Here is a 26,671-nt window from a genome sequence, read left to right on the forward strand (position 1 = left end):
GCACCTATGCCTGAACAACTCGTATTTGCGATGGAGGTCATCCTCAACGGTCTGATGGCCGGGGTGCTTTATGCGCTGGTCGCGCTGGGCTTTGTGCTGATCTACAAGGCGTCGGGGATTTTTAATTATGCCCAGGGGGTTATGGCCCTTTTTGCTGCGATGACGCTGGTCGGGATCATGAAGGGCCAGGTGCCCTTTGCGCATCTGATCAACGCGATTTTCGGGACGCATATCCACTACTTTGGCTGGAATGTGCCCGCACTATTGGCGATCCTTTTGACCATGGCGGTGATGGTGTTGCTGGCCTGGGCGGTGCAGCGCTTCGTCATGCGACATCTGGTCGGGCAGGAGCCGATCATTCTGTTCATGGCCACCATTGGTTTGGCTTACTTCCTTGAGGGTGTTGCCGACCTGATGTGGGGGTCTGAGATCAAGACGCTGGATGTGGGTCTGCCCCAGGGCATCAACCTGTGGATTGATGAGACGACGTATAACATCTTCGACTATGGCTTCTTCATCGACAATCTGGACATTGTGGCGACGATCATCGCGGCGCTTCTGGTGGCAGCTCTGGTTGCGTTCAGCCAGTACACCAAACAGGGTCGGGCGATGCGCGCCGTGGCGGATGACCATCAGGCAGCGCTGTCGGTCGGGATTTCGCTGAACTTCATATGGGTCATGGTCTGGTCGGTGGCCGGCTTCGTCGCTCTGGTCGCGGGGATCATGTGGGGCACCAAGTCTGGCGTGCAGTTCTCGCTGTCGCTGATCGCGCTCAAGGCGCTGCCGGTGCTGATGCTGGGCGGCTTCACCTCGATCCCCGGAGCCATCGTCGGCGGGCTGATCATCGGCGTGGGTGAGAAGCTGTTCGAATTCGCCTTGGGACCTGCGCTGGGCGGCGCGACAGAGAACTGGTTTGCCTACGTGCTGGCGCTGATCTTCCTCGTGTTCCGTCCTCAGGGCCTGTTCGGCGAGAAGATCATCGAGAGGGTGTAGCGATGACCAAGCTGATCGCCATCATCAACGTCATCGCATGGGCCGGGTTCTGGGCGTTTGGGTATATCGCCCTCACCTCGGACGATCTGTCCGAAGGCCAGCTCACTATCGCGGCAATCCTGGCTTTTGCGGGTCTGATCATGGGCGTTCTGGCCTATTTGAAACTGGTCCGCGCGTCTGAGGCGAGCGGATACGCCAAGGGCTCAAACCAATTGGACGCCGCGGCCCGGAACCGGGCGCAGGAAGAATGGGGAAAGTAAGACATGTTCTATCGTGAGGCCGGGGATTTCAAAACCTCGTACATTGCTGACAGCCAGACTTTCCCGATCAAGTTTGACCGGTACCGCTACTATGTCGTGCTGGCGGTGGCGTTCGGGATCATTCCCTTCATCATCAACGACTATTGGGCCAACGCGCTGCTGCTGCCCTTTCTGATCTATGCCATCGCGGCGATCGGGCTGAACATCCTTGTGGGTTATTGCGGGCAAGTCTCGCTGGGCACCGGGGGGTTCATGGCTGTGGGTGCCTATGCCTGCTACAAGCTGATGACTGCTTTCCCGGATGTCAGCATGTTCATCCACGTTATCCTTGCCGGAGGTATCACGGCCTTTGTTGGCGTGTTGTTCGGCTTGCCGAGCCTCAGGATCAAGGGTTTCTATCTGGCCGTGGCGACGCTGGCGGCGCAGTTCTTCCTGGTGTGGCTCTTTAACCGGGTGCCATGGTTCTACAACTACTCGGCTTCGGGACAGATCAACGCGCCGGAACGGGATGTGTTTGGCATCATCATCACCGGCCCGAATGCTCCGGCATGGGCGACCTATCTGTTCTGCCTAATCTTCCTGACCGTCTGCGCCATCCTTGCGCGCAACCTGACGCGGGGCACCACGGGCCGGACCTGGATGGCAATCCGCGACATGGATATCGCTGCCGAGATCATTGGCGTGAACCCCCTCAAGGCCAAACTGACCGCCTTTGCCGTCAGTTCATTCTTCGTCGGCATCGCAGGGGCGCTGTTCTTTGCGGTCTATCTGGGCGCAGTCGAAGTCGGTGAGGTCTTTGGCATCCAGAAATCATTCCTCGTGCTCTTCATGGTCATTATCGGCGGATTAGGGTCTATTTTTGGATCCTTTGCGGGGGCTGCTTTCCTTGTGCTGTTGCCAGTCGTGCTGAAGCTGATCGGCGTAGACCTGCTGGGTTGGCCCACGGACATCGTGGCGCACCTGAACCTCGTGATCGTTGGCGGGCTGATCATCATGTTCCTGATCCTCGAACCGCACGGGCTGGCGCAGCTGTGGCGTGTCGCCAAGGAGAAACTCAGACTCTGGCCGTTCCCGCACTAGGGACAGGCCCAATCAAAAAAGACGGGTGCAAACGCCCGAAACCACCATCGGATCAATCAAGGGAGGAGACACCCGATGAACAAGAAACTGGCAACCCTGGCGCTGGGCGCCGTGATGGCCGCAGGTCCGGTCATGGCCGACCTTGTGTTCCCGTCGCTCAGCTACCGGACGGGTCCCTACGCGGCAGGCGGTATTCCGTTTGCCGACGGTTACGCCGACTATTTCACCTTGCTGAATGAACGCGATGGCGGCATCGGGGGTGTTCCAGCCAAGGTTATCGAATGCGAAACCGGCTATAACACTGAAAAAGGTGTGGAATGCTATGAATCGACCAAGGGCGAAGGTGCGCTGGTCTATCAGCCACTCTCCACTGGGATTACCTATCAGCTGATCCCGAAAGTGACGGCAGATGGCATCCCCCTGCACACGATGGGATATGGCCGGACCTCAGCTGCGAATGGCGAGGTGTTCAGCCACGTGTTCAATTATCCGGCCAACTACTGGAACGGAGCTTCGGGCGCGATCAACTATCTGCTGGATGAAAACGGCGGAGACCTGAGCGGCAAGAAAATCGCGTTGGTGTACCACAACTCTGCCTACGGCAAAGAGCCGATCCGCACACTGGAAACGCTGGCCGAAAAGCACGGCTACGAGCTGTCTCTGCTGCCTGTCGACCACCCAGGTCAGGAGCAGAAGTCGCAGTGGCTGCAAATCCGCCGCGAAAAGCCCGATTTTGTGATCATGTGGGGCTGGGGCGTCATGAACCAAGTTGCGGTTCAGGAAGCGGCCAACATTCGCTTTCCGATGGAGAACTTCATTGGCGTCTGGTGGTCAGGTGCTGAATTCGATGTCGAGCCCGCGGGTGAAAAAGCAACCGGCTACAAGGCGCTGACCTTCACGGGCCTAGGTATGGACTATCCGGTCTATGACGATCTGCAGAAATACGTCGTCGATGCCGGTAAAGCCGCAGGTGCAGGCGATCAACTGGGTACGGTTCAGTATAACCGCGGTCTCTATGCTGCGATGTTGGCGGCTGAGGCGGTAAAGACTGCTCAGGAAATGCACGGCACGGCCGAGATCGACGCGTCGATGATGCGCGATGGCATGGAGGCGTTGGAAATTACAAATGCCAAGATGGAAGGTTTGGGCATGGTCGGTTTCGGACCGGAATTCTCGGTTTCATGTGAAAACCATGGCGGCCCCGGTCTTGTGGGTGTGGTCCAGTGGGATGCAGCAGCCGGAACCTGGAACCCGGTTCAGGACTTCAAACCGACAGATGCCGAAGTCATCAATGCTCTGATCGCAGAAGACTCGGCGGCTTATGCGGCTGAAAACAATATCGAAACGCGCTGCAACTAAAGCGCTCTGAACCAAGCGGGGCGGCGGTTTGCTGCCGCCCTGACCCGAACACGCGAACGAGGATAGGCGCTGATGCTGGATGCGGCCCAAACCACGGATGTGCAGGCGGAAACCCTGCTTGAGGTCAACAATATCGAGGTGATCTACAATCACGTGATCCTCGTGCTGAAGGGCGTCAGCCTAACGGTTCCCAAAGGCGGCATCACGGCGCTGCTTGGGGGGAATGGTGCGGGCAAGACCACGACGCTCAAGGCCGTGTCGAACCTGCTGCATTCCGAACGGGGTGAGGTCACCAAGGGCTCGATCAAGTATCGCGGCCAAAGCGTGCATGAAAGCGACCCGGCGGATCTGGTGGAAAAAGGCGTCATTCAGGTGATGGAAGGCCGCCACTGTTTCGAACACCTCACGGTCGAGGAAAACCTGCTGACCGGGGCCTATACCCGCAAGGACGGCAATGCCGCGATCCAGAGCGATCTGGAGCTGGTCTACAACTACTTCCCACGTTTGAAAGAGCGCCGCAAAAGTCAGGCGGGCTATACCTCGGGCGGGGAACAGCAGATGGTCGCGATGGGCCGCGCGCTGATGTCACGGCCCGAGACGATCCTGCTGGACGAACCCTCGATGGGGCTTGCCCCGCAGCTGGTCGAAGAGATTTTCGGCATTGTAAGAGATCTGAACGAGAAAGAGGGCGTCTCGTTCCTGTTGGCCGAACAGAACACCAATGTGGCGCTCAGGTTTGCGCATTACGGCTACATTCTGGAATCCGGCCGCGTGGTGATGGATGGCCCCGCTGCCGAGCTGCGTGAGAACCCGGATGTGAAGGAATTCTACCTCGGCATGTCGGACGAAGGCCGCAAAAGCTTTCGCGATGTGCGCTCGTACCGCCGCCGCAAGCGGTGGTTGTGATCTGATGGAGGATATGGCGATGACCTATTTCGACGCACTTGAAACGCGCTCGGCGGATCAGCGCGCCTCGGATCAGGCGGTGGCGCTGCAGGCGCAACTGGAGCGGGCGCGGTCTGCGCCGGGGTTCATGGCGCATTTCGCTGAAACAGACACTAATACGGTGAAAACGGCCGAAGACCTGCCCATGCTACCGGTGCTGCGCAAGTCGGACCTGACCCGCGCGCAAGGAGAGCGCCCGCCCTTTGGCGGCTTTACAGTCAAACCGGCGCGGCACTTTCACCATGTGTTCCAATCCCCCGGCCCGATCTATGAGCCGGGCAGCACAGACCACGATTGGTGGCGCATGGGCCGGTTCCTGAACGCTGCCGGTGTCGGCGCGGGCGACATTGTTCAGAATTGCTTCGGCTATCACCTGACGCCTGCGGGCATGATCTTTGAAAACGGCGCACGTGCGGTTGGCGCGGCTGTTCTGCCTGCCGGAACCGGCCAGACCGAGCTGCAGGTGACCGCGGCTCGCGACGTTGGATGCACGGCCTACGCGGGCACGCCGGACTATCTGAAGGTCATTCTGGACAAGGCCGATGCCATGGGCGTTGCGCTGAGTTTCTCAAAGGCCGCTGTGGGTGGGGGCGCGCTGTTCCCCTCGTTGCGGCAGGAATACGCGGATCGCGGCATTGCCTGTCTGCAATGTTATGCCACGGCCGATCTGGGCAATATCGCCTATGAGAGCGCCGCGATGGAGGGGATGATTTTGGACGAACACGTCATCGTCGAAATCGTCACCCCTGGCACCGGAACTCCGGTTGCGACTGGTGAGGTTGGCGAGGTCGTGGTGACCTCTCTCAACCCAGATTACCCGCTGATCCGGTTTGCGACCGGTGACCTGTCGGCCATTATGCCGGGTCAGTCGCCTTGCGGTCGTACGAACGCTCGGATCATGGGATGGATGGGGCGTGCCGATCAGACCACCAAGATCAAGGGCATGTTCGTCCGGCCCGAGCAGGTGGCCGCGCTGGTCGACAAACATGCCGAGATCGTCAAAGCCCGCGTGATTGCGGCCCGTCAGGGTGAGATGGACACAATGACCGTCCAGATCGAAAGCGCTGGTGGCGATGACATGGCTTATGCGAAATCCGTGGCCGAAGTGCTGAAGCTGAAAGGCGCGATTGAGGTTGTGGCCCCCGGGTCCTTGCCCAAGGATGGCCTGGTGATCGAGGATCAGCGCGTCTATGACTGATATCTGCGGCTTTTGATGCCGCAGATTTGTTGCTAGATTTGTTGCTCTGGGCACTGGCGTTTCCTAGCGTTTTAGTCGAGAAAGAGGACGCCCTCGTCCCTTACAAGCCCGGAAAATGGCCCAGATCGAATATTCTGAAAATGGATCACGAAACCGCGGCGTGCGTGGCACGCGGTTGTTGGCGGGTATTGCCTATGTCGTAGCGGCGGCATGCCTCTTGCCGATGGTTGCGGTGGTTCTGGCAGCGCTGACCGGTGGCACGGAAACCATCTCGCACCTCGCAGAAACCGTATTGCCGCGCTACACGATGACCACCGCCATATTGGTGGTTCTGGTGGCCATGGGCACGTTCAGCATCGGGACCGGGGCCGCGTGGCTGGTGACGATGACGCGGTTCCCTGGAGTACGCCTGTTGGAGATCGCGCTGGTCCTGCCGTTGGCCTTCCCCGCCTACGTTTTGGCCTATGCCTACACGTTCATACTGGATCATCCCGGTATCGTGCAGGCCACGCTGCGCGATGTGACGGGTTGGGGGCCGCGCGACTACTGGTTCCCAGAAATCCGCTCGACCGAGGGCGCGGCGGTGATGCTGACGCTGGTGCTATACCCCTATGTTTACCTGCTGGCGCGGGCAGCGTTCCTGCAACAGAGCGCCACCGCCTTTCTGGCGGCACGGGCATTGGGAAACAGCCCCTGGCTGGCGTTTCGGCGGGTCTCGCTGCCGATGGCGCGTCCTGCCATTGCCGGAGGCGTTCTTTTGGCGATCATGGAGACCATCGCCGATTTCGGAACCGTCTCGTATTTCGGTGTCCAGACCTTCGCCACGGGCATTTATACCAGTTGGTTTTCGCTGGGTGATCGCGCCGGGGCTGCGCAACTGGCCTTGTGCTTGCTGACCTTCGCGCTTGTGTTGGCTGTGGCTGAACGCACGCGGCGCGGCAAGGCTAAGTATTATCAAGCGGGCAAGCAACATGCAGCTCTGCCCGCGGCGCAACTGACCGGATGGCGCGCGATCGGTGCCTTTGCCCTCTGCGCCATTCCCGTGTTTTTCGGGTTCCTCCTGCCGGTGGCCGTTCTGTTCGAGATGGGGTTGAAATCCGAGCAGAACCTGCTGTCGCCCCGCTACCTCGGCTTCATTCAGAACTCGCTGACCCTTGCCGGGACGGCTGCTGTCATCACAGTTATTGCGGCCGTCAGTGTTGGGTTCTTTCAGCGCTTGAGGCCGGGGCGGCCCTCGACCATCGCGGGTTATATCGCGAGGCTGGGCTATGCGGTGCCGGGTGGGGTGATCGCGGTTGGTCTGCTGGTGCCTTTTGCTAGCTTTGACAATGCGCTGGACGCGTGGATGCGCGCGACATTTGATGTCTCGACGGGCCTGCTGGTAACGGGGTCCATCTGGCTGCTGGTGGCGGCCTATATGGTGCGGTTCCTTGCGGCGGCTCTAAGTGCCTATGAAGGCGGGCAGAGTACGGTTCACGCCAATATGGATGCTGCGGCCCGATCCTTGGGGCAAACGCCTCTGGGAACACTCAGGCGGGTGCATCTGCCGATCCTGACGCCTTCGTTGCTGACGGCCTTGTTGATCGTCTTTGTCGACGTGATGAAAGAACTGCCCGCAACGCTGATCATGCGTCCCTTCAACTTTGATACGCTGGCGGTACAGGCCTATAGGCTGGCCTCGGACGAGCGGCTCGAGGGGGCGGCGGTACCATCCTTGGTCATTCTGGCCGTTGGGTTGCTGCCTGTGATCCTGATCTGCCGACAAGTCGGACGGCGGTAACACCTGTTGACGAATTGTGGCCCGCTTGCGCATCGGGCTTGATTCAGCCGCGTTTTCCGGCAAGGCTTGGAGTATGAACATGCAGCCTCCCAGCCGGTTCCCTACAAACTCGGCCCAGATGCCCGTCGCGTTCGACCGGCGCGAGATGTCCCATATCCTGTCCGTCTATGGCAAGATGGTCGCCGCCGGAGAATGGCGCGACTACGGAATTTCCAACCTGCGCGACATGGCGATCTTTTCGATTTTCCGACGGACCGCCGAGCATCCCATCTACCGGATCGAAAAGTATCCCCGTCTGCGCCAAAAGCAGGGGATGTATTCCGTGGTAGGGATGGACGGACGGATCCTGAAACGCGGCCACGACCTGCGCACGGTTCTGAGGGTGCTCGAGCGCAAGCTGATCCGCTCAGTCTCCCCGGATTAGAGCCTAAAGCTCCGGATGCCGCCCGTAGCCAGTCACGGCGCCGAATTCCTTTTGACCGATACGCGCGATGGCCTCCTCCAGAGGCTCTTTCGCGACGGCCATGTGATATGCGTTTGAATGCAAAAGCGTATCTTGATCCAGCATCATGCCCACATGACCTTTCCAAAACACCAGATCGCCTCGACGCAGGTCAGGTTTCAAGATCGGCTTGAAAAACCTGGATTGCATGTCACTATCGCGCGGGCAGGCCATTCCGCAGGACTGATACGCAATCTGAACCAGGCCAGAACAATCAATCCCAAGCCCCGTGTCACCGCCATAAAGGTACGGGGTCGTAAGAAATTGTTCTGCGACCGTCACAGGATCTGACGCCATCCAGTCCAATTCGGCCAGCTGCGTTTCGCGAATATACCGAGCCGTCGGGACGTAACCCTCCTCCTTCACGCAAACCCAGCCGGTTGATCGCATTGCGTTCTCTCGGTCCGGGTCACGGCGCGGCCAGTATTCAACGAGTGTTCCGAAAGGTAGAATCCTCTCATTCGCGTTTTTGGTCACATCAGGGTGTTCCAACGAGACCGCTCTGGGTACGCGAATCCGATGGGTCGGCTCAATCGGGCGCTTTTGAATTCCGGGCCTGATCCATCCGACATAGCCGTCTTTCTCGCGGTATCCGAACAGAGAATCGTCCGTCTTGTCGAGAATGACGAAGACCTCTCCGGACACCATTTGGCACTGACGAGTGCCATTGGGTACGTCCAGAATGTCCTGCACAAACCTTTGAATCCGAAAGGGTTCGCCGTCTTTAAAAACCTCGGCCTCGACCTGACCTTTCAGCGAAGAATGCGCGACCCGACCGTTGAAGGGTAGAAGCCTGCGATCGGTCATAGGCCCAAAATCTCGGGCAGTGCGGTCAGTAGGGCGCGTGGGCCTTGCCCCAGCCCTCCCTTACTGCGACCCGGTTGTTTGCTGGGCTGCCAGGAATAGATGTCGAAATGCATGTAGCTGCTGTCCTCGACAAAACGGCGCAGGAACAGGGCTGCGGTGATCGACCCTGCGAAACCGCCCGAGGGCGCGTTGTCCAGATCGGCGATACCGGGTTCGATCATCGTCTCATAGGGTGTGTGAAACGGCATGCGCCAGACCGGATCAGCGGCTTGGGCGGCAGCTTTGCTCAGCGCCCCGGCGGCGCGGTCGTCATCGGTATAGAACGGCGCCAGATCGGGCCCCACGGCCACGCGCGCCGCGCCTGTCAGGGTTGCCATCGAGATCACGAGGTCCGGTTTCCCCTCATCCGCCAGCGCCAGCGCATCGGCTAAAACCAGCCGTCCCTCCGCATCGGTGTTGTTGATCTCGACCGTCAAACCCTTACGAGAGGTTAGGATATCTCCGGGACGGAAGGCGTTTCCAGCCACCGCATTCTCAACCGCCGGGATCAGCACCCGCAGCTGTAGCTGCAGGTTCAGCGCCATGATCATCCGGGCAAGGCCCAGAGCATTGGCGGCACCCCCCATGTCCTTTTTCATCAGACCCATCGACGCGCCCGGTTTCAGGTTCAGCCCGCCGGTATCGAAACACACACCCTTGCCTACAAGCGTCAACGTCGGTCCGGCTGCGCCCCAATTAATCTCGATCAGTCGCGGGGCCTGATCTGCGGCGCGCCCAACCGTATGGATCAACGGGAAGTTCTGTTTCAGAAGCGCGTCGCCGGTGATCGTTTTGCAGTTGGCCCCGAATTCGTCCGCCAGCGCCTCGGCTGCTGCTTGCAGTTGATCCGGCCCCATATCGGAGGCTGGTGTATTGACCAGATCGCGGGTCAGCGCCTCGGCATTTGCCAGTACCTCCAACCGTGCGGCATCAACGCCCTCAGGGGCAACCAGACGCGCTTTGGCGGCGGATTGAGACGCATAACGATCAAAGGCATAGCCGGTCAACAACCAGCCCAGACACTCCATCTCCAGATGCTCCGCCGGGACGCCCGCCGCGATGTGATAGCTGCCTTCGGGCAGTGCATCCGCTGCAGCGGCCAGAGGGAACCGCTTGCGGGCGCGCTTGCCCTCGGTCCCGTATCCGGCCAGCGCAAACCCCGCACCGCCGTCCGTGCTTGGCACCGTCAAGACTTGACCCAGCGCGCCCTTGAACCCGTTCGCTGTAACCCAATTTCGGATGTTATCGGACTGACCGGCCAGCCAATCGTCCAGATCAGGTTGCGCCACCACATTCAGGGGCACAGAGTTGTCAGAGGGTTGGGCAAAGCTGAGGGTCATAGTCGTCTCGGGCTGAGTGAATTTGCGACCAGACTATCCGCCTGCGGCCTGCCCGCAACCCCCGTCACACCGAAAGGTCCTGCTGATCCCAGATCGCGGTCAGAGAGCGCTCTCCAACCCGGATCAACCGCCCCAACGTTGCACCTGCTGCAACAGCATCACCAGCATCCACAGTACCGGTGACATCACCCGCAACCCGCGCCAGCGCCGTCATTCCGATCTGATCGGCGATCGCCACCAGCGATTTGGAGCATTTGCGCAATGCCTCCCAATCGCGCTGCCGCCAATACCGTTCGCAATTCGACAAGCGCACGGCCAGTTCCTCGACCGTGCGGCACAGCACGTCCAACGCGTTCTTGTCGCCCAATTGCCGGTACAGCCCGCTGAGGCGATCCGGATCCAGTCGCACGGTTTCCTTGTGTTCAAGCCTGAGTATGTTTTCCACCACATTCACCCTAGTTTCGTCGCCCCCACGGCGTGGCATTGATCCTTGCTGTCAATTCCTTTGCAAAACCTTGCGATGAATTTGGATAATGGCTCGAATTTTTCTTGAATTCGGTTTACAGCAGCCTACGCAACGAAAGACGGGAATGCCGAAATGGATTTAGCCAAACCTTTGCCGACCTATCTGGTGAAACGGTATCACGGCTGGAAAGCGACGACCTATTCCGAAAATCAGGTCTGGTATCGGCGTTTGGCGGATGAGGGGCAGCGCCCACGTGCGATGGTGATTTGCTGTTGCGACAGCCGGGTTCATGTGACCGCGATCTTCGGTGCCGATCAGGGTGAGTTCTTCATTCACCGCAACATTGCCAACCTGGTGCCCCCTTACGCCCCGGATGGGGATCACCACGGGACCAGTGCAGCCATCGAATATGCGGTGACCGCGTTGAAAGTGGCGCATCTGATCGTGCTTGGTCATTCGCAATGCGGTGGGGTGCAGGGCTGTATCGACATGTGCAAGGGTGAAGCTCCGCAGCTGGAAGCAAAAGAAAGCTTTGTTGGCCGTTGGATGGATATCCTCAAGCCCAAGTATGAACAGGTTGCGGATATCGAAGATGGCGTCGAGCAGGCCCGCCAGTTTGAACGTCAGGCCGTCGTTGCGTCGCTGGAAAATCTGATGACGTTCCCTTTTGTTTCCGACGCGGTCAAGAACGACACGCTCAGCCTGCACGGGCTTTGGACAGATATCGGCGCGGGCGGGTTGGAGTGTTTCGACCCCTATCAGAAAAAGTTCGTTCCGGTCTGACGTCGCGGTTTCGCGTTAAGCGGCGGTTCCATCCAATTTTCTATGATATGCTCCGGACAAGGGAATTACCCTTTGGAGCATATTATGAAATTGATTAAACGCGTTTTTCTTGGCCTGATCGTTCTTGTGCTGGCGCTGGTCGGCGTTGCGTATTTGCTGCCCTCAAAAGCCGAAGTATCCCGCAGCATCACCATCAACGCCGCACCCGAGGCAGTCTTTCCCTATGTGAACTCGATGCAGCAGACCGAGCATTGGTCACCCTGGTTGCACCGCGACCCCGAGACCAAGCTGACCTATTCCGGGCCGGAGTCGGGGGTTGGGAATGTTTTGAACTGGAGCTCTGACGACCCGCAGGTCGGCACCGGATCGCAAGAAATCGTCGAAAGTGTTGCGAACCAAAGCGTCCAGACCGCGCTTGATTTCGGTCCGATGGGAACAGCCTCGGCCGCCTTCCTCCTGCAGCCCGATGGGGATCAGACACAGGTTACATGGGGCTTCGAATCCGAGTTTGGCATGAACCCGATGTCTCGTTGGATGGGGGTCATGATGGACCGGTGGCTAGGCCCAGACTATGAGCGCGGTCTGATGAACCTCAAGGTTTTGGTGGAAGGGCAGGGATAGCCCTGCCCTCGGAGACGCCCTTTAATTGCGTTTTGGCTCCGTCGCCAGCCAAGGCTGTTCGACTTTCATCCCCTGGTAAATTGCGTGCAGGAAGGTATGTGCCACAACCGGATCGCTAGTGAAGGGTGAGACGTCCAGCTTTCCTTCTCGGATGCCGTCTTCAGCCTCGTAGACAACTGTATCGTTCTTCACGGTCACCAGAACCTGAAGCTCGGCCAGGGTTTCGGGGTCCACCGCCGTCGGATCGTCCGAAAGAATTACGAAGTCGGCGACCTTCCCAACCTCGATCGAGCCCTTCTGATCCTCTTCGAAATGCTGCCATGCGGGCCAAATCGTCATGGCCTTGAGCGCGGTCATGACATCGACACGTTGATGCGGTCCAAGGATGTCGCCTGACCGGGTACGTCGCGTCACTGTTGCGGCTAGAACACGCATGCTGTCGGGCAAAGCGACAGGCGCATCGTGATGCGTTCCGAACATCATTTCACGCTCTCGTATCCATCCGGTCGGCGAGATATTCTCACCGTTGATCGGGCCGACGGTATGGTCGCGATGCCAGTCTCCCCAATAAAACGTGTGCATGGGAAAGACAGATGGGAAAACGCCCAAGCGCTTGAAACTGGCGACCTGATCCTCGCGCAGAAACTGGCCATGGATCAGCACCGGGCGGTTTCCGGGGTCGCCGTATTTCATTTGAGCTTCTTCCAGAGCGGCGATCAGCATATCCGATGCGCCTTCGCCATTGGAATGCACCAGGATCTGAATGCCGTTCTCATAGCACCAGTTCACAGCGCCCTGAAGCTGCTCCATCGTGATCGCGGAATAGCCGGCATAGCCTGCGGGGTAAGAGCCAACCGGATCGTAGTAGGGACGGTCGCGCAGCGCCGTGAAACCCTGGGGTGAGCCATCAATGGTCAGCTTGCAGCCGCCCACGCGGACCCTATCCGTGTAATCCTCTGAGACATTGCTGCCGATGTAGTCTTGTGCCTCCAGAACGTCGGGAAAGGCAACCACGTCAATGGGCAGTTCGCCATCGGCTCCAACCTTTTTCAGCACCTCGACGATCTCGCCGGATGACCGGCCCTCTTGCCCGGTGGTGTATCCGAACCGCGCCCAAAGCGCGCTGCCGGCTCGAGCAAATTCAGCCAGACCGTCTTCGCCCAGATCACCAAGAAGAGGCACTAACAAAGCGAAAAACGCGTATTCTTCTAGTACTCCGTTAGGTTCGCCGTTTTCATCCCGCTGGATAACGCCGCCTGGTGGTGCCTCGGATTCGGCAGTGATGCCCGCCAGTTCCAGTGCCTTTGAGTTGCCAACACCCAAATGTCCGGATTGGTGGATGATCACAACGGGTACGGTGGTGGATACGGCGTCTAGATCTTGGCGCGTGGGATGCCGAAGCTCGGCCAGTTGCGCATTGTCATACCCAAAGCCAATGATCATGTTCGCGTTTTCTACGGCTTCGGAATTTGCCTCGGCCCAAGCTGTCAGAGTGGCCTGAAGGCTGGCGATATCTGTCACCTCTCCGTCCGGAGGTGCTAGCATGTTGGCCGACAAGGCTTGCAGCCCGCCCATCACAACGTGCCCGTGGCTGTCGACAAATCCAGGCAACATTGCGCGCCCTGCCAGATCAAACGCTGTGGTCCCATCGCCTTGATGCGCGGCCATATCGGCAAGCGATCCAACCGCCAGAATGCGGCCATCCCGGACCGCCACGGCCTCGGCCGAGGGCTGCTCATCATTGATCGTCAGAATGGGACCGCCGGAATAGATCGTATCGGCGATCTCCTGTGATTTCGCGGACAGCGGAGAAAGAGCGGCGAGTATTATGAAAGGAACAGAAAAAATGCGCATCGTGAAACCCTTTGGATGGTTTTCTTAAGGCTATGAATGCAACTTAGCACGGATTGCTGTGTCTGTCCTTTGTCTTGAACGGGATCATGGCTGAGCAAACGCAAAGAAAAAGGGCCGCTTCTGACGAAACGGCCCCTTGCGAAGAATATCAATTCAGACGTCAGCCCTTTTTCAGAACCTCACGGCCCAAAAGCTCGGCGATCTGAACCGCGTTCAGGGCGGCACCTTTGCGCAGGTTGTCCGAGACGCACCACAGGTTGATGCCGTTTTCAACGGTCGAGTCCTGACGGATGCGGCTGATGAAGGTTGCGAAATCACCTACGCATTCGGTGGGCGAAACGTAGCCGCCAGCCTCACGCTTGTCGATCACCATGATGCCCGGCGCTTCGCGCAGGATATCGCGGGCCTCATCCTCGTCCAGAAATTCTTCGAACTCGATGTTCACGGCCTCGGAGTGGCCGACGAACACAGGCACGCGGACGCAGGTGGCCGTGACCTTGATCGACGGATCGACGATCTTTTTGGTCTCGACAACCATCTTCCACTCTTCCTTGGTCGAGCCGTCTTCCATGAAGACGTCGATTTGAGGGATGACGTTGAAGGCGATCTGCTTCTGGAACTTCTTCGGCTCAACCTCGTTGATCGGGTTGTAGACGGCCTTGGTCTGTTCCCACAGCTCGTCCATGCCCTCTTTGCCTGCACCGGACACCGACTGGTAGGTCGAGACAACAACGCGTTTGATCTTGGCGCGGTCATGCAGCGGCTTCAGCGCGACGACCATCTGCGCGGTCGAGCAGTTGGGGTTGGCGATGATGTTCTTGTTCTTGTAGTCGTGGATCGCCTGCGGGTTGCACTCGGGCACGATCAGCGGGATCTCGGGGTCGTAGCGATAGAGCGACGAGTTGTCGATCACCACGCAGTCCGCCGCAGCGGCCTTGGGCGCATAATCCTTGGTCGCCGCAGAGCCCACGGCGAACAGGGCCATATCCCAGCCGGTGAAATCAAAGGTATCCAAGTCTTTAGTCGTGAGTGTCTTGTCGCCAAATGTCACCTCAGTACCCAGCGAACGACGGCTTGCCAGCACGGCAATTTCGTCCACGGGGAACTGGCGTTCCGCCAGGATGTTCAGCATTTCGCGGCCCACATTACCTGTGGCGCCGACGACGACGACGCGATAGCCCATTTCATGTCTCCAAAGTTAAGGACGCGCGTTCATAGCCGCGTTGCCGTCGGGACAAAAGAGCTTTCGCAATGTATTTTAGCGAATGACGTCGATTTGAGGCGCTTCACGCGTTTAGCAGGCGCTTGTAGAGGGCCACGAGGGTCTGTGCCTCGCCGTTGATGTCGAAATTCTGCTCGACATGGGCGCGGGCGGCCTGTCCGGCCTGAGACAGGGAATCACGGTTTTCCAGCATTTCTGCGGCCGCATTGGCCAGTGCTGGGATGTCACCGGGGGCCACCACCCGGCCCAGAGACGGGTTGGTCACGATCTCGGAAAACGCGCCGACATCGGTTGCGACAACGGGCACGCCGCAGGCCATAGCCTCAAGCGGGGTGAGACCGAAGCCCTCCCACCGTTGGGGGGCGATGAACAGGTCCAGTACCTGATACCATTCGGCAATCTGGTCAACCGTCACCTCGGGCATAAAGAGGATACGGTCCGACAGGCCCGCCTTGGCAACCTTGTCTTTCAATTCGGCCAGAAAACCCGTGTGTTTTTCCGTCGCGCGGCCCATGACGATGCCCGAGACATCTTGGGATCTGGCGCACAGATCAATCATGGCGTCGACGAAAGCGTCCGTGCCTTTTTGATGGCGGATGCGTCCGTAACAGCCAAGCAGCAAGCCGTCCGGCAGCCGCAGCTGAGCGCGAAGGGCGGCTTTGTCCTCAGGCGGAGTAAAGTCGTCTAGGTTGATGCCATGCATGATCACCTGCGCGTCCCGTTCCAGATAGCCTGCGGTCTTGCGCGAGGTCGCGACAATCGCGTCCATCTTGTCGATCAGCCATTTGGTGTAGCCTGTGTGCGCCCGTTGCGAAGCGCTAGTAAAGAGCAGCTTCAACTTCAACCGGAACACATTGCGCAGGATTAGGCCGAGTAGCATCTCGGTATTGCGGCGCGCGTGCCAGACTCGCAACGTGCGACGGGACAGGAAAGGCAGGTGGCCCAGCGGGATATGCGGGATGTCAGCGGGTAGGCCCGGCCCGGTAGCGGCGATGTCGATCTGGTGCGCCTGCAAAGGGACCAGCCGCGCAATCGTTGCGGTCACGCCCGAAAGCCTGCGTTTGAGATTGGGGGCAATGACGACGGGGTCTTTCACCGGGCTCTCCTGATCGTTGCGTCAGTCGACGCTATCCCGGCTGAATAGATAGATCACGCATCCAATAGCAAGGGTCACCGCGAAAAAGCCGAATATCGCCGTGTACGGAGCCGTGGGGCTGACGTCGGAAAAAGCGGCGTGAATCTGCCCGGTGGCAAATTGCGCAAGCCCTACGCCGCCGATGCCGAAAAGGTTCAACAAGGTCACGCCGCGCCCAGTCAGATGCGGCGGGATGAAGGCTCGGCCATGGGCCATGATGACTGGAAAGCTCGCGCCCAGAAACCCGATCAGCGACAACATCACGACCGACACCCAGACAGCGCTATCGACCCACAGGCACAAAAGACCAAGCGCGACCGCGCAGAGGACATTGCCGCCGACAATCACCCATTTGCGGGTGCCCAAAAGGCGGTCCAACGGGCCGTAGACAAAAGTCCCCGCGATCATCGCGGTTCCCATTACCAGCGTGGCCGTGCCGATCTGCGTGGTGGTCAGGCTGAACACATCGTTCAGGTATGGCCCCGCCCAAAGCCCGCGCAGTGCAGCCGCCGGAGCGTAAGCGACCAGCATCAAGGGCAGGATGAGCCACAAGGCAGGCTCTTTCAGCAAGTCCAGCAAAGATCCTTTGTGGTCGGTCTCGACCTTTCTCGGATCACGCACGCTGAACCAGATGCCCAAGGCGATGGCGGCGGACAGAACCGCCAACCCAACCATCGTGGCGCGCCAGCCCATCAATTCGACCGCAAGCGCCGTTGGGTAGGACGCAACCAGATTGCCAACCGACCCGACGCCCAGCATTAGCGCCGCCAGCGTAGCAAACCGAGCCGGAGGATACTCGCGTGCAAAGATGAAGTACGAGGCCATCAGAACCGGTGAACAGCCAATGCCGATCAGAGCCATCGCAATGCTGACATGCAGCGGGCTGCTGGCGGCGGCAAAAACAAGCGCCCCTCCAGCCCCGCCTATCAGCAGCAGGACGGATGCGCTGAGCCGTGGTCCAATACGATCCAGCGCCCAGCCCACCGGCAGCTGCATCGCGGCAAAGACCAGAAACCACAGGCCCGAAGCAAAGGCCAGATCCTCGGGCGAGGCACCGATATCACGCGCCAGATCAAGGCTGAGAACGGCAAGGAACGCGCGAAAAAACTGGCTCAGGACATAAGCCAGACATAGTACAACCAAACCTGCCTGCATGAACGGCCCTTTCCTGCGCATTTCCACCGCCCTGATTGGCACGCCGTGGCAAAACGCACAAGCACGTGTACTATGTTGCAAGGGGAGGACAGCGATCACATTCGGGCTAACTTAACCTCCAATTGGAACAAAGGGGGGACGATGAAAGACCTCCATTCAGATTTTTACGAGTCCCTGCCGCTTTGGCGCGATTTTACCCTTCTGTCGGATCCGGCGCAGTTTGCCTCGGTTCCGGACGATTGGGTTGTGGGTGTTGCCGACATTGTGGATTCGACCGCGCAGATCGCGCGGGGGCGGTACAAAACCGTCAACATGGTCGGCGCTGCAGTGATCTCGGCCATGATCAACGCATTGGAAAACAAGCCTTTTCCTTATGTCTTTGGTGGCGATGGGGCAGGCTTTGCTGTGCCCCCCAGTGCGGCCGATATCGCGGCTGGAGCGTTGGCAACCCTACGGCGCTGGGCGGAAGAGGAGTTTGAGATGCCGTTGCGCGCGGCCCTCGTTCCAGTGGCCGAACTACGCAAAGCTGGAAAGGACCTGAGGGTGGCCCGCTACGCCCCGTCCACCGGGGTGGACTATGCTATGTTCTCGGGCGGAGGCCTGGCCTGGGCCGAGGCGCAGATGAAATCCGGGTACTATTCAGTCGACCCCGCCGCGCTCAACGCGCAGCCAAACCTGACCGGCCTGTCCTGCCGCTGGTCCAACAGTCCTGCACAGCATGGCCAAATCGTCTCGGTCGTGGTGCAGCCGACGGCCCAAGCGACAGAGAGGGATTTCGCGGATTTGGCGCAATCTGTTGTCACCATGGCCGCCGAACTGGATCGTTCTGGGCATCCGGTTCCGGAAAACGGCCCTCCGATGACATGGCCGCCGCCGGACGTAGGTTTGGATGCCCATGTCTCGCGCGCGGGGGGCAATCTGTTTGCGCAAAAACTGAAGCTGCTCGGGCAGAACCTGTTGATCGCCCTGTTATTTCTGACGGGCAAGCGGTTGGGGCAGTTCGAACCCGGCCACTATCGGCGGATGGTCAGCCAAAACGCGGATTACCGCAAATTTGACGATGGCTTGAAAATGACGCTGGACTGTGACCCTGCCACGTTGGACCGCCTCCAGCGTATGCTGGATGAAGCCCGTGGTCGCGGCAAAATTCGCTACGGCCTGCACGTGCAGGATGAGGCGATGATGACCTGCTTCGTCCCCTCAGCCATGCGGGACGATCATGTGCATTTCGTGGATGGGGCTTCGGGTGGATATGCAAAAGCCGCCGAGGCGATGCGGGTGTAGCTTGCCACTATTGGCTTTAAATTGATATTTATCAGTGGCTTATAGGTCTTTCCTCTCTAGGTGGCTTGAGACCTTCTGCTTTTTCAGCGATGATTCAGCATGTCCGATCAACTCCCCTTGGTGTCGCGATCCCTTCCCATCGCGTTGTTGCGCGCCCGTGAACGGGTGATGGGTCCTATTCGCAAACTGCTGATTGATGCCGGGGTGACCGAGCAGCAGTGGCGCGTGCTACGCTTGCTGAAAGAAGAAGGTGCAAGCGAACCGACTGATATCTCGGAACGGGCCTGCCTGTTGTTGCCCAGCCTGACGCGCATCTTGCAAAAACTGGAAGAAAAGGGCTTAATCAAGCGCCGCTGTCACCCCAAGGATCGACGACGTCAGATCGTCGAGATCACCGCGAAGGGGGAACAGATCATTCAGGACAATCTGACGGGCATTGTTCAACAGGCCGATCGCATGCGCGCGCATCTTGGGCCCGAAAAGCATGAAACGCTTCTCGATATCCTCAACGAGCTTAAAAATTTCGAAGAGTGAGTCGCTGAGTTAATACCCCGCCGGAGAAGGTAGGGGGAATTCTCCGGCGGGGTGGCCAGACCCGGGTTGGATTCTGTGCCTGGCCCAAGGCCGTTGCGTGTCGTCTTACCCGACGGCCCGGCCCACGTGTCGGAAGGCGCGTCTGCCCCAAAAACAGGGTCTAACACGGGCGAAACTCCCAGGGGGATGGGCGTGTTCGCCTGCCGTCTCCGATACGTTCACGTCCCAATGCCGACATGTTGAGGCGTCCGCAAGAGGTATCTTCAGGTCACTTCAGTCGTATTGATCTTTCCGGCAGAACTTCTGTGCCGGGCAGGTGGTGGGGGTGCCATCAATTCTCAACTCTACTTGGCGATCTAGCGCGATTTTACCTGTTTCCAAGGGATTCATACGCCCAGATGCGCCGCGGTAGGAATTGGGCGGCTTTGCGCCCGATCTCGCCGCAGATGTCGGCGTGAACCGGCGCATCGCGACGGCTTGCCAGTTGCGTGCCAGACGATAAGCTGCTCGACGCAACACTCAGGGGATCGCCATGCCGCATCTGTTTTCTCTACCCGAACCAGTCTCGATCCCTGTGGTCGGCGAGCAGGCGACCTATCCCATCGGTCGGATTTTCTGCGTTGGGCGCAACTATGCGGCGCATGCCGCTGAAATGGGCCACGAGGTAGATCGTGAGGCACCGTTCTATTTCACCAAGTCGCCCGCTAACGCCGTTCTGACCGGAGCGAGCGTGCCGTACCCGCCGGGCACCGAAAATTACCATCATGAAATGGAGCTGGCCGTCGCCATTGGTCGCCCCGTGTTCCGCACCACCCCTGCAGAGGCGTGGGAAGCAGTTTATGGCTATGGCTGCGCGCTGGATATGACCCGTCGCGATCTTCAGATCCGCGAGCGCAACAAACAGCGCCCTTGGGATCTGGGCAAGGATGTGGAGAACGGCGCTGTCTTTGCGCCTTTGACCCGAGCCGCCGAGTGGTCCCCAGAGGACAACAAGCGCATTCACCTGACCGTCAACGCCGAGGTTAGGCAAGACGCGACTTTGCATGAGTTGATCTGGAAAATTGATGAGATCATCTGCCACCTGTCCGGTTTCTATCACCTGCGCCCCGGAGACATGATCCTGACAGGCACCCCCGCCGGGGTAGGGCCGGTTACAGCGGGGGATGAAATTGAAGGTGGGATAGATGGGTTGGAGCCCATTCACCTGACCCTCACGGATCCAGAATAGACCCTATTTAGGCTCTTTCAGCCAGTCATTGGCAAATTCGACCGTATCAAGACCGGCAAACCGGCGCACTCTGTCCAACTCGGATTGCAGTCGCTGCGTACGAGCATCCGACCAGCGTATCGCGCGTTCTGGCCAGAGGGCTTTGACGCGCAGAATGCCTTCGTCGCGATGGGCTTTCATGTCGATCCGGCCAATCAGCTTGTCGCCTTCCAGAAGCGGGAAAACATAGTAGCCATAGGTCCGCTTGGGTTCGGGCACGAAGACCTCGATCCGGTAGTGGAAGCCGAACAGCCGCTCGGCTCGGTTCCGGTCACGCAGCATCGGGTCAAACGGGCTGAGAACCCGGATGCGGCCTGTTGGTGCGGGCAGATCGCTCAGACCATCGGTCAGATCGGGGCGGGCAAACAGTTTGCGCAGGCGCCCGTTGACGCAAGCAACCTCGACTTCTTCCAGTGCACCTGATTGCAACCCTTGGGCGCACCATGCCTTGGCCTCAGCCGCGCTGACGGTATCCCAGAACGCGGCCAGCTCACCCGAAGTGGCAAAGCCAAGCCTGTCCAGCGCCGCATTGCACAGCCAATCAACCGTCGCCTCGGCGTCACAGGGTCGCTGACCGGGGCAGAGATGAGTTTCGATCACCCGCTCGGTCAGATCATATCGTTTCTGAAACCCCTCACGCCCGACAACTGTCAGCGCGCCAGAGCGCCAAAGGTACTCAAGCGCGGTCTTAGACGGGTGCCAATCCCACCACCCGCCCGAGCCTTTCTTTTCATCCTTTCCCACGTCGGACGAGGACACTGGCCCATGGTCGCGGATATGGCTCAGAACCGTTTCGAACTGCTGCTCAAACCCATCCCGACGCCAGTTCTTCCACCGCGATTTCAGCAGATCCGCATCGCGCTGAAACCGCAGATGCCAATGCGCGTAATACTCCATCGGTATGACGGCGGCATCGTGGGTCCAGTGTTCGAATAGCGCCCGGTCCCGCTCATACAAGCGCTTGAGGTTAACGCTGCGATAGCTGGGCCTGCGCGAGAACAGGATCATGTCATGCGCGCGCGCCACCGTATTGATACTGTCCAGTTGAACGAAGCCCAGCCTCTGGATCAAATCCAGCAGATCGGTGCCCTTAGAGCCGCCCGAAGGAGGTTCGGCCAGCGCGTGGCAATCCATGAAGATCGCCCGCGCCGTGCGATTGTCCAGCCGTTTCAGCGCCACGATATCAGCGCCGTTTCAGCGTATCCCCAAAGTTGACCTTGGGGGTCAGAGTCACGCGGGTCTCAATCTCGGCATTCGGATCGTCAAGCTGCGTGGCGATGATCTTGGCCGCTTGCTGTCCGATCTCAAGTCGGCAGGCGTCCATCGTCGCCAGTTTGCGGGGCAGGCCTTGCAGAAGTTCGACATTGTTGAAACCAGCCAAGCCGATCTGACCGGGAATTTCGATACCTTGCTCTAGTAGGTACAACAGCCCCCCAGCACCGATCATGTCATTGGAATAATACAGGAAATCCAGATCGGGCGAGCGATCCAGCATGGCGTGCGTCATCTCACGCCCCTTGGCCAGAGCCGAGCCGCCGGAATAGAACTCCCGATCCTCGATCTCGATCCCGTGCTTGCCCATAACCTCGGTGAAGCCTTCGAACCGTTTCCGCGCCCGGTGGTCCAACGGCATCTTGGTGCCCATGAAGCCGATATGTTCATAGCCCGCTTTCAGGATCGCCTGAGCCATTTCGCGCCCGGCGCGACGATGAGAGATCCCGACCATCGCATCAACCGGTTTGCCATCGGTATCCATGATCTCAACCACAGGAATTCCGGCCGAATCCAGCATCGCCCGCGCCGCTTCGGTATGCTCCAGCCCGGCAATAATCACCCCCGAGGGCCGCCAGGAGAGCATCTCATACAGCACTTTTTCCTCTTTCTCAGGCAGGTAGTCGGTCACGCCGACCACAGGCTGCAGATCGGTGTCCTCAAGCACCTGATTGATGCCGGTTAGAACCTCGGGAAAGACCATGTTGGACAGGGATGGAATGATGACCGCCACCAGATTGACCCGGCTTGAGGCCAGCGCGCCTGCGATCTTGTTGGGCACATAGCCCAGTTCCTTCGCAGCGGCCAAAACGCGGGTGCGCGTCGCATCCGACACATCGCCCCGATTGCGCAGGACCCGGCTGACCGTCATCTCGGACACCCCAGAGGCTTCAGAGACATCGCGAAGGGTAAGCGGGCGTTTTGTTTCTGTGTTCACGGAGGGCACCTGCGTTGTTGTTTTATCTGATGCTAGCGTAAACACCCTGCAGTTTACAACTGTTCAGCACGCCCACAGCAAACCCACAGTAAACCCCATGACAAGCCGAAAAAACAAAGGTAGAGAGGGCTTTGCACGGCCCCGTGGCTCAACTGGATAGAGCAGCCCCCTCCTAAGGGGCAGGTTGCAGGTTCGAATCCTGCCGGGGTCGCCACTGCAGGTGCCGGAAATACCTTCAATCATCGGCGAAAACCTCATCTTGAGGTCGGTGTCGGCGCGATGACATTTTCCTCAAGCAAAGGTTTGAAATCTGGGTTAGAAATCAAACAGGATGTCAATGACTGGCATCGCGCAATACACAGGTACCTTCTTGCCCAGCGGACTAGCCCCTGCCGAACTGATCGCAATCCTTGTCGCCGTGACCGACAACCAGCCGCGTGTCATGACCTTGCGAGGGGGGGAGGCGCTGCCATCGGGGCCGTTCGAATCCTCTCATCGCAGCCTGCAGAGCAGCCTGCGTGCCTGGATTGAAGCGCAGACCGGTCATCCTGTGGGGTATCTTGAACAGCTCTATACATTTGCGGACAGGGATCGCGATCCTCGGTCTGGGGATGTAGAAAACACGCAGCGGATCTCGATCAGCTATCTAGGGCTGGTGCGCGAACAGGATGCAGCCGGAGCAGGGCGCCCGTCCTGGCGCAGCTGGTACCGGTACTTCCCGTGGGAAGACCATCGTGACAGCATGCCCGAGGAAGTGCCGCGTATCGCCGATCGCCTGACGGCTTGGGCTGGGGCAGATCCGCACAAGGCTCAGCGTGTCGACTATCTGTTCGGTCTTAATGGAAAGACGTGGAACGAGGAACTGGTTCTGCAGCGCTATGAGCTGATGTATGAGGCCGGTCTGGTCGATGTGCCCGAGTTTGGCCTGCCCATGGCGGGCGACAACCGCCGCATCCTTGCCACTGGCATTTCACGGTTGCGGGCCAAGATCAAATATTCTCCGGTCGTGTTCGAGCTGATGCCCGAAAGCTTTACCCTGCTTCAATTACAGCGCACGGTCGAGGCGCTGTCGGGTCTGCACTTGCACAAACCCAATTTCCGCCGCCAGATCGACCAGCAGGAACTTGTTGAAGAAACAGGCGAAATCTCGAGCGGCACCGGCGGCCGCCCGGCGCGTCTGTTCCGATATCGACCTGCTATTCTTGAGGCCCGCATGCTGTCGGGCGCAAGGCTGCCTCTGTCCAAGTCCTGAGTTGCGCTTGACATAATCTCGAATCGAGAATAATCACATCTCAAATGTACTCGAATCGAGTATAATTGGAGGAGCCAATGAAAGATTTCCGCCTGCCAGAGTTGTACGATCGGGTTAAGCAAGTCATTCCGCCAGCCGAATGGATGCAGTACGAAGAGGATCTGGAAGCCATCCTCGATCTGAAGCGGCAGAAGAATGCCGTCATCCTTGCGCACAATTACCAAACGCCCGAGATCTTTCACGGTGTGGCCGATATCGTAGGTGACAGCCTGGCCCTGGCGCGCGAAGCCGTTGAGGTCGACGCCGATGTTATCGTGCTGGCTGGCGTGCACTTCATGGCCGAAACCGCCAAGCTGCTGAACCCTGAAAAAACCGTGCTGATCCCGGATATGGGGGCGGGATGTTCGCTGGCGGATTCCATAACGCCCGAAGATATCGTGCTGCTGCGCGAAGCCCATCCGGGTGTACCGGTAGTCACCTACGTTAACACGTCGGCTGCGGTGAAGGCTGCCTCAGATATCTGCTGCACCTCGGGCAACGCAGTGAAAGTGGTGGAATCCCTCGGGGTGCCGCGCGTGTTGATGATACCGGATGAGTACCTTGCCAAGAACGTCGCCAAGGAAACCGATGTCGAACTGATCGCCTGGCACGGGCATTGCGAGGTGCATGAGCTGTTCACCCCAGACGATATTCGGGCGATGCGCGAGGCATGGCCGGGTGTCACGGTGCTGGCCCACCCGGAATGTCCACCCGAGGTCGTGGCCGAGGCTGATTTCTCAGGCTCTACCGCCGTGATGTCGGACTTCGTCGGCGACAAGAAACCGGCAAGGGTTTGCCTTCTGACCGAATGCTCCATGAGCGACAACGTGGCACTGAACCATCCAGACGTGGAGTTTGTGCGCCCGTGCAATCTGTGTCCGCATATGAAGCGCATCAGTTTGGGCAATATCCGTGAAGCTTTGGAATTGGATCGCCACGAAGTCACCGTCGATCCGGCCATCGCCGACGATGCGCGCCGTTCGGTCGAGCGAATGCTGGCCGTGAAATGATCCGGCTTGAGGGGCTCCATGACCGGATCGCCATCATCGGTGGCGGTATCGCAGGGCTGGTAGCCGCACTGGAACTTGCGCCGCTGCCTGTGGTGCTGATCACCCGCACCGGGCTGGGGCAGGACTGTTCAAGTGTATGGGCCCAAGGGGGGATTGCTGCGGCGCTGGGCGCTGATGACGACCCTGCCCGGCATCTGGCTGATACACTGCGGGCCGGAGATGGGCTGTGTGATGCAACTGTCGCCTCGGGCATCCTCTCAGAGGCCGCCGAGGCGATCGCTGTGCTTGAGCGATACGGCGTCCGCTTCGACAGGGCGCAGGACGGCACTTTTGCCTTGGCGCGCGAGGCCGCGCATTCCCGCCGCCGCATTCTGCATGTTGGCGGCGACCGGACCGGGGCCGAGATCATGTCTGCTCTGACCCGCGCGGTGCAGCATTGCCCGTCGATCACCTGCCTGACGGGGGTTGAGGCCCGACGGCTTGTGACCGCAGACGGGTGCGTTGCCGGTGTTCATCTGCAAGCGATGGGTCAAGCGGTGGTGTTGCGGACCGCTCAGGTCATCATGGCGACAGGTGGCTGCGGGGATTTGTTCGACGCCAGCACCAACCCGTCCGGCAATTTCGGGCAGGGTTTGGCGATGGCCGTACGTGCAGGCGCAGCTTTGCGCGATATGGAATTCGTGCAATTTCACCCGACCGCGCTGGCTACTGACCAGGCACCTTTGGCCCTGATCAGCGAGGCGGTGCGGGGCGAGGGGGCAGCTCTGATCGACCAGAAAGGCAAGCGGTTCATGTTGCATATCGCGAATGCCGAACTGGCCCCGCGCGATGTGGTGGCCCGCGCGGTGCATCAGGTCATCGCAGGCGGAGGGCGCGTGTTTCTTGACGCCCGCGCTTCGCTGGTCGCGGGCTTTGCCAAACGTTTTCCTGGCATTCAGGCCCTATGCGCAGCGCATGGCATCGACCCCGCGCGTGACCCGATTCCAATACGTCCGGCTGCGCACTATCACATGGGTGGCATTGCCGTTAACCAGACCGGCCAGAGCACGCTACCCAGATTGTGGGCGATCGGTGAATGTGCGGCGACCGGTTTGCACGGGGCCAATCGCCTTGCCAGTAACTCTCTGCTTGAGGCTGTTGTGATGGCGCGCCGCGCCGCCAGCGATGTTGCCGCCAGCACGATGCGAGCCCGGGCCTTTGTCCCCAACCCCGCTGCACTGCCTGATCCTGATCTTGCGACTGTCCGACCGACAATGTCGCAGCATCTGGGTGTGATCCGCCATGGCGCTGGGCTGCGGAACGCGATCTCGAACCTGTTGCCGCATGTTCGGTCATGTGGGCCAACTTCGGACCCGGCGCTCGTGGCGCTTGCAGTCGCGGTTTTCGCCGAACAGCGTCGGGGCTCCTGCGGCGGGCACTATCGTGGCGATTCCCCCGAACCAGAGACTAATCCGCGATCAAACCAGATGAATATCACCGAAATCCTGTCGTATGCGGGTTCGGTCGACCAAGAACCCCAGCTGAGGACAGCCTGATC

Annotated in this window: 25 protein-coding genes and 1 tRNA gene; 17 read left to right on the forward strand and 9 right to left on the reverse strand. The window is 59.4% G+C overall.

Annotated elements, in window-relative coordinates; all coding sequences use genetic code 11:
- Positions 1–6 precede the first annotated feature (6 nt).
- The 8 genes from ACR0NO_RS17925 to ACR0NO_RS17960 all read left to right on the forward strand — a co-directional run bounded on the left by ACR0NO_RS17925 (position 7) and on the right by ACR0NO_RS17960 (position 8,039).
- Positions 7–993 carry a branched-chain amino acid ABC transporter permease gene (locus ACR0NO_RS17925; RefSeq protein ID WP_170462900.1) on the forward strand — a complete coding sequence of 329 codons (987 nt, stop codon included), beginning with the start codon at positions 7–9 and terminating at the stop codon, positions 991–993.
- A gap of 2 nt (positions 994–995) precedes the next feature.
- Positions 996–1,253 (forward strand): hypothetical protein, encoded by a 258-nt coding sequence (locus ACR0NO_RS17930; RefSeq protein WP_170380264.1) that lies wholly within the window; start codon positions 996–998, stop codon positions 1,251–1,253.
- A gap of 3 nt (positions 1,254–1,256) precedes the next feature.
- Entirely contained in the window at positions 1,257–2,333 is a 1,077-nt protein-coding gene (locus ACR0NO_RS17935) for a branched-chain amino acid ABC transporter permease (protein WP_170380265.1), read from the forward strand.
- A gap of 75 nt (positions 2,334–2,408) precedes the next feature.
- Complete coding sequence (locus ACR0NO_RS17940) at positions 2,409–3,692, forward strand: ABC transporter substrate-binding protein (protein ID WP_170380266.1); 1,284 nt, start codon at positions 2,409–2,411, stop codon at positions 3,690–3,692.
- A 72-nt stretch (positions 3,693–3,764) separates the two neighbouring features.
- Positions 3,765–4,598, forward strand: a complete 834-nt coding sequence (locus ACR0NO_RS17945) for an ABC transporter ATP-binding protein (RefSeq protein WP_170380267.1) — start codon at positions 3,765–3,767, stop codon at positions 4,596–4,598.
- Between the two features lie 19 nt (positions 4,599–4,617).
- Complete coding sequence (locus tag ACR0NO_RS17950; RefSeq protein ID WP_480724965.1) at positions 4,618–5,835, forward strand: phenylacetate--CoA ligase family protein; 1,218 nt, start codon at positions 4,618–4,620, stop codon at positions 5,833–5,835.
- 115 nt (positions 5,836–5,950) lie between these two features.
- Positions 5,951–7,615 carry an ABC transporter permease gene (locus ACR0NO_RS17955; RefSeq protein ID WP_480724934.1) on the forward strand — a complete coding sequence of 555 codons (1,665 nt, stop codon included), beginning with the start codon at positions 5,951–5,953 and terminating at the stop codon, positions 7,613–7,615.
- Positions 7,616–7,688: 73 nt separating this feature from the next.
- Positions 7,689–8,039, forward strand: coding sequence for a DUF2794 domain-containing protein (locus ACR0NO_RS17960; protein ID WP_170765084.1), 351 nt, complete (start codon positions 7,689–7,691; stop codon positions 8,037–8,039).
- Between the two features lie 3 nt (positions 8,040–8,042).
- Here ACR0NO_RS17960 and ACR0NO_RS17965 read toward each other — a convergent pair whose 3' ends face one another.
- From ACR0NO_RS17965 to ACR0NO_RS17975, 3 genes are all read right to left on the reverse strand, one after another.
- Positions 8,043–8,924 (reverse strand): C40 family peptidase, encoded by an 882-nt coding sequence (locus tag ACR0NO_RS17965; protein ID WP_480724935.1) that lies wholly within the window; start codon positions 8,922–8,924, stop codon positions 8,043–8,045.
- Entirely contained in the window at positions 8,921–10,303 is a 1,383-nt protein-coding gene (locus ACR0NO_RS17970) for a leucyl aminopeptidase family protein (protein ID WP_480724936.1), read from the reverse strand. The genes ACR0NO_RS17965 and ACR0NO_RS17970 overlap by 4 nt, the downstream gene beginning before the upstream one ends.
- A gap of 64 nt (positions 10,304–10,367) precedes the next feature.
- Complete coding sequence (locus ACR0NO_RS17975) at positions 10,368–10,757, reverse strand: hypothetical protein (RefSeq protein ID WP_480724967.1); 390 nt, start codon at positions 10,755–10,757, stop codon at positions 10,368–10,370.
- A 144-nt stretch (positions 10,758–10,901) separates the two neighbouring features.
- Here ACR0NO_RS17975 and ACR0NO_RS17980 point away from each other — a divergent pair, with 144 nt between their 5' ends.
- Positions 10,902–11,552 carry a carbonic anhydrase gene (locus ACR0NO_RS17980; protein WP_170380271.1) on the forward strand — a complete coding sequence of 217 codons (651 nt, stop codon included), beginning with the start codon at positions 10,902–10,904 and terminating at the stop codon, positions 11,550–11,552.
- A gap of 84 nt (positions 11,553–11,636) precedes the next feature.
- Positions 11,637–12,173: an SRPBCC family protein gene (locus ACR0NO_RS17985; RefSeq protein ID WP_480724937.1), complete on the forward strand. Its 537-nt coding sequence runs from the start codon at positions 11,637–11,639 to the stop codon at positions 12,171–12,173.
- 21 nt (positions 12,174–12,194) lie between these two features.
- Here ACR0NO_RS17985 and ACR0NO_RS17990 read toward each other — a convergent pair whose 3' ends face one another.
- The 4 genes from ACR0NO_RS17990 to ACR0NO_RS18005 form a co-directional block, all read right to left on the reverse strand.
- Positions 12,195–14,027, reverse strand: a complete 1,833-nt coding sequence (locus ACR0NO_RS17990; protein ID WP_480724938.1) for an amidohydrolase — start codon at positions 14,025–14,027, stop codon at positions 12,195–12,197.
- A gap of 160 nt (positions 14,028–14,187) precedes the next feature.
- Entirely contained in the window at positions 14,188–15,210 is a 1,023-nt protein-coding gene (locus ACR0NO_RS17995; RefSeq protein ID WP_170479916.1) for an aspartate-semialdehyde dehydrogenase, read from the reverse strand.
- Between the two features lie 103 nt (positions 15,211–15,313).
- Entirely contained in the window at positions 15,314–16,345 is a 1,032-nt protein-coding gene (locus ACR0NO_RS18000; protein ID WP_480724939.1) for a glycosyltransferase family 4 protein, read from the reverse strand.
- A 21-nt stretch (positions 16,346–16,366) separates the two neighbouring features.
- The gene (locus ACR0NO_RS18005; RefSeq protein ID WP_480724968.1) at positions 16,367–17,539 is read right to left on the reverse strand and encodes an MFS transporter; all 1,173 of its coding nucleotides are present in this window, start codon (positions 17,537–17,539) and stop codon (positions 16,367–16,369) included.
- A gap of 141 nt (positions 17,540–17,680) precedes the next feature.
- Here ACR0NO_RS18005 and ACR0NO_RS18010 point away from each other — a divergent pair, with 141 nt between their 5' ends.
- From ACR0NO_RS18010 to ACR0NO_RS18020, 3 genes are all read left to right on the forward strand, one after another.
- Positions 17,681–18,823, forward strand: a complete 1,143-nt coding sequence (locus tag ACR0NO_RS18010; protein ID WP_480724940.1) for a DUF3095 domain-containing protein — start codon at positions 17,681–17,683, stop codon at positions 18,821–18,823.
- Between the two features lie 99 nt (positions 18,824–18,922).
- Positions 18,923–19,357: a homoprotocatechuate degradation operon regulator HpaR gene (gene hpaR, locus ACR0NO_RS18015; protein ID WP_480724941.1), complete on the forward strand. Its 435-nt coding sequence runs from the start codon at positions 18,923–18,925 to the stop codon at positions 19,355–19,357.
- A gap of 532 nt (positions 19,358–19,889) precedes the next feature.
- Entirely contained in the window at positions 19,890–20,585 is a 696-nt protein-coding gene (locus ACR0NO_RS18020; protein ID WP_480724942.1) for a fumarylacetoacetate hydrolase family protein, read from the forward strand.
- Between the two features lie 3 nt (positions 20,586–20,588).
- On the opposite strand, the gene ACR0NO_RS18025 is transcribed toward ACR0NO_RS18020, so the two are convergent.
- Both ACR0NO_RS18025 and ACR0NO_RS18030 read right to left on the reverse strand, forming a co-directional pair.
- Positions 20,589–21,803, reverse strand: coding sequence for a winged helix-turn-helix domain-containing protein (locus ACR0NO_RS18025; RefSeq protein WP_480724943.1), 1,215 nt, complete (start codon positions 21,801–21,803; stop codon positions 20,589–20,591).
- A gap of 4 nt (positions 21,804–21,807) precedes the next feature.
- Entirely contained in the window at positions 21,808–22,833 is a 1,026-nt protein-coding gene (locus ACR0NO_RS18030) for a LacI family DNA-binding transcriptional regulator (RefSeq protein WP_480724944.1), read from the reverse strand.
- A 137-nt stretch (positions 22,834–22,970) separates the two neighbouring features.
- Between ACR0NO_RS18030 and ACR0NO_RS18035 the strand changes: the two genes are divergently transcribed.
- The 4 genes from ACR0NO_RS18035 to ACR0NO_RS18050 all read left to right on the forward strand — a co-directional run bounded on the left by ACR0NO_RS18035 (position 22,971) and on the right by ACR0NO_RS18050 (position 26,669).
- Positions 22,971–23,047: transfer RNA gene (locus ACR0NO_RS18035), tRNA-Arg, on the forward strand.
- Between the two features lie 123 nt (positions 23,048–23,170).
- Positions 23,171–24,085 carry an NUDIX hydrolase gene (locus ACR0NO_RS18040; RefSeq protein ID WP_480724945.1) on the forward strand — a complete coding sequence of 305 codons (915 nt, stop codon included), beginning with the start codon at positions 23,171–23,173 and terminating at the stop codon, positions 24,083–24,085.
- Between the two features lie 77 nt (positions 24,086–24,162).
- Positions 24,163–25,134, forward strand: coding sequence for a quinolinate synthase NadA (gene nadA / locus ACR0NO_RS18045; protein WP_480724946.1), 972 nt, complete (start codon positions 24,163–24,165; stop codon positions 25,132–25,134).
- Positions 25,131–26,669 carry an L-aspartate oxidase gene (locus ACR0NO_RS18050; protein ID WP_480724947.1) on the forward strand — a complete coding sequence of 513 codons (1,539 nt, stop codon included), beginning with the start codon at positions 25,131–25,133 and terminating at the stop codon, positions 26,667–26,669. Before nadA ends, ACR0NO_RS18050 begins: the two co-directional genes overlap by 4 nt.
- Positions 26,670–26,671: the final 2 nt, after the last annotated feature.

The organism is Ruegeria sp. CL3, from assembly GCF_056536505.1.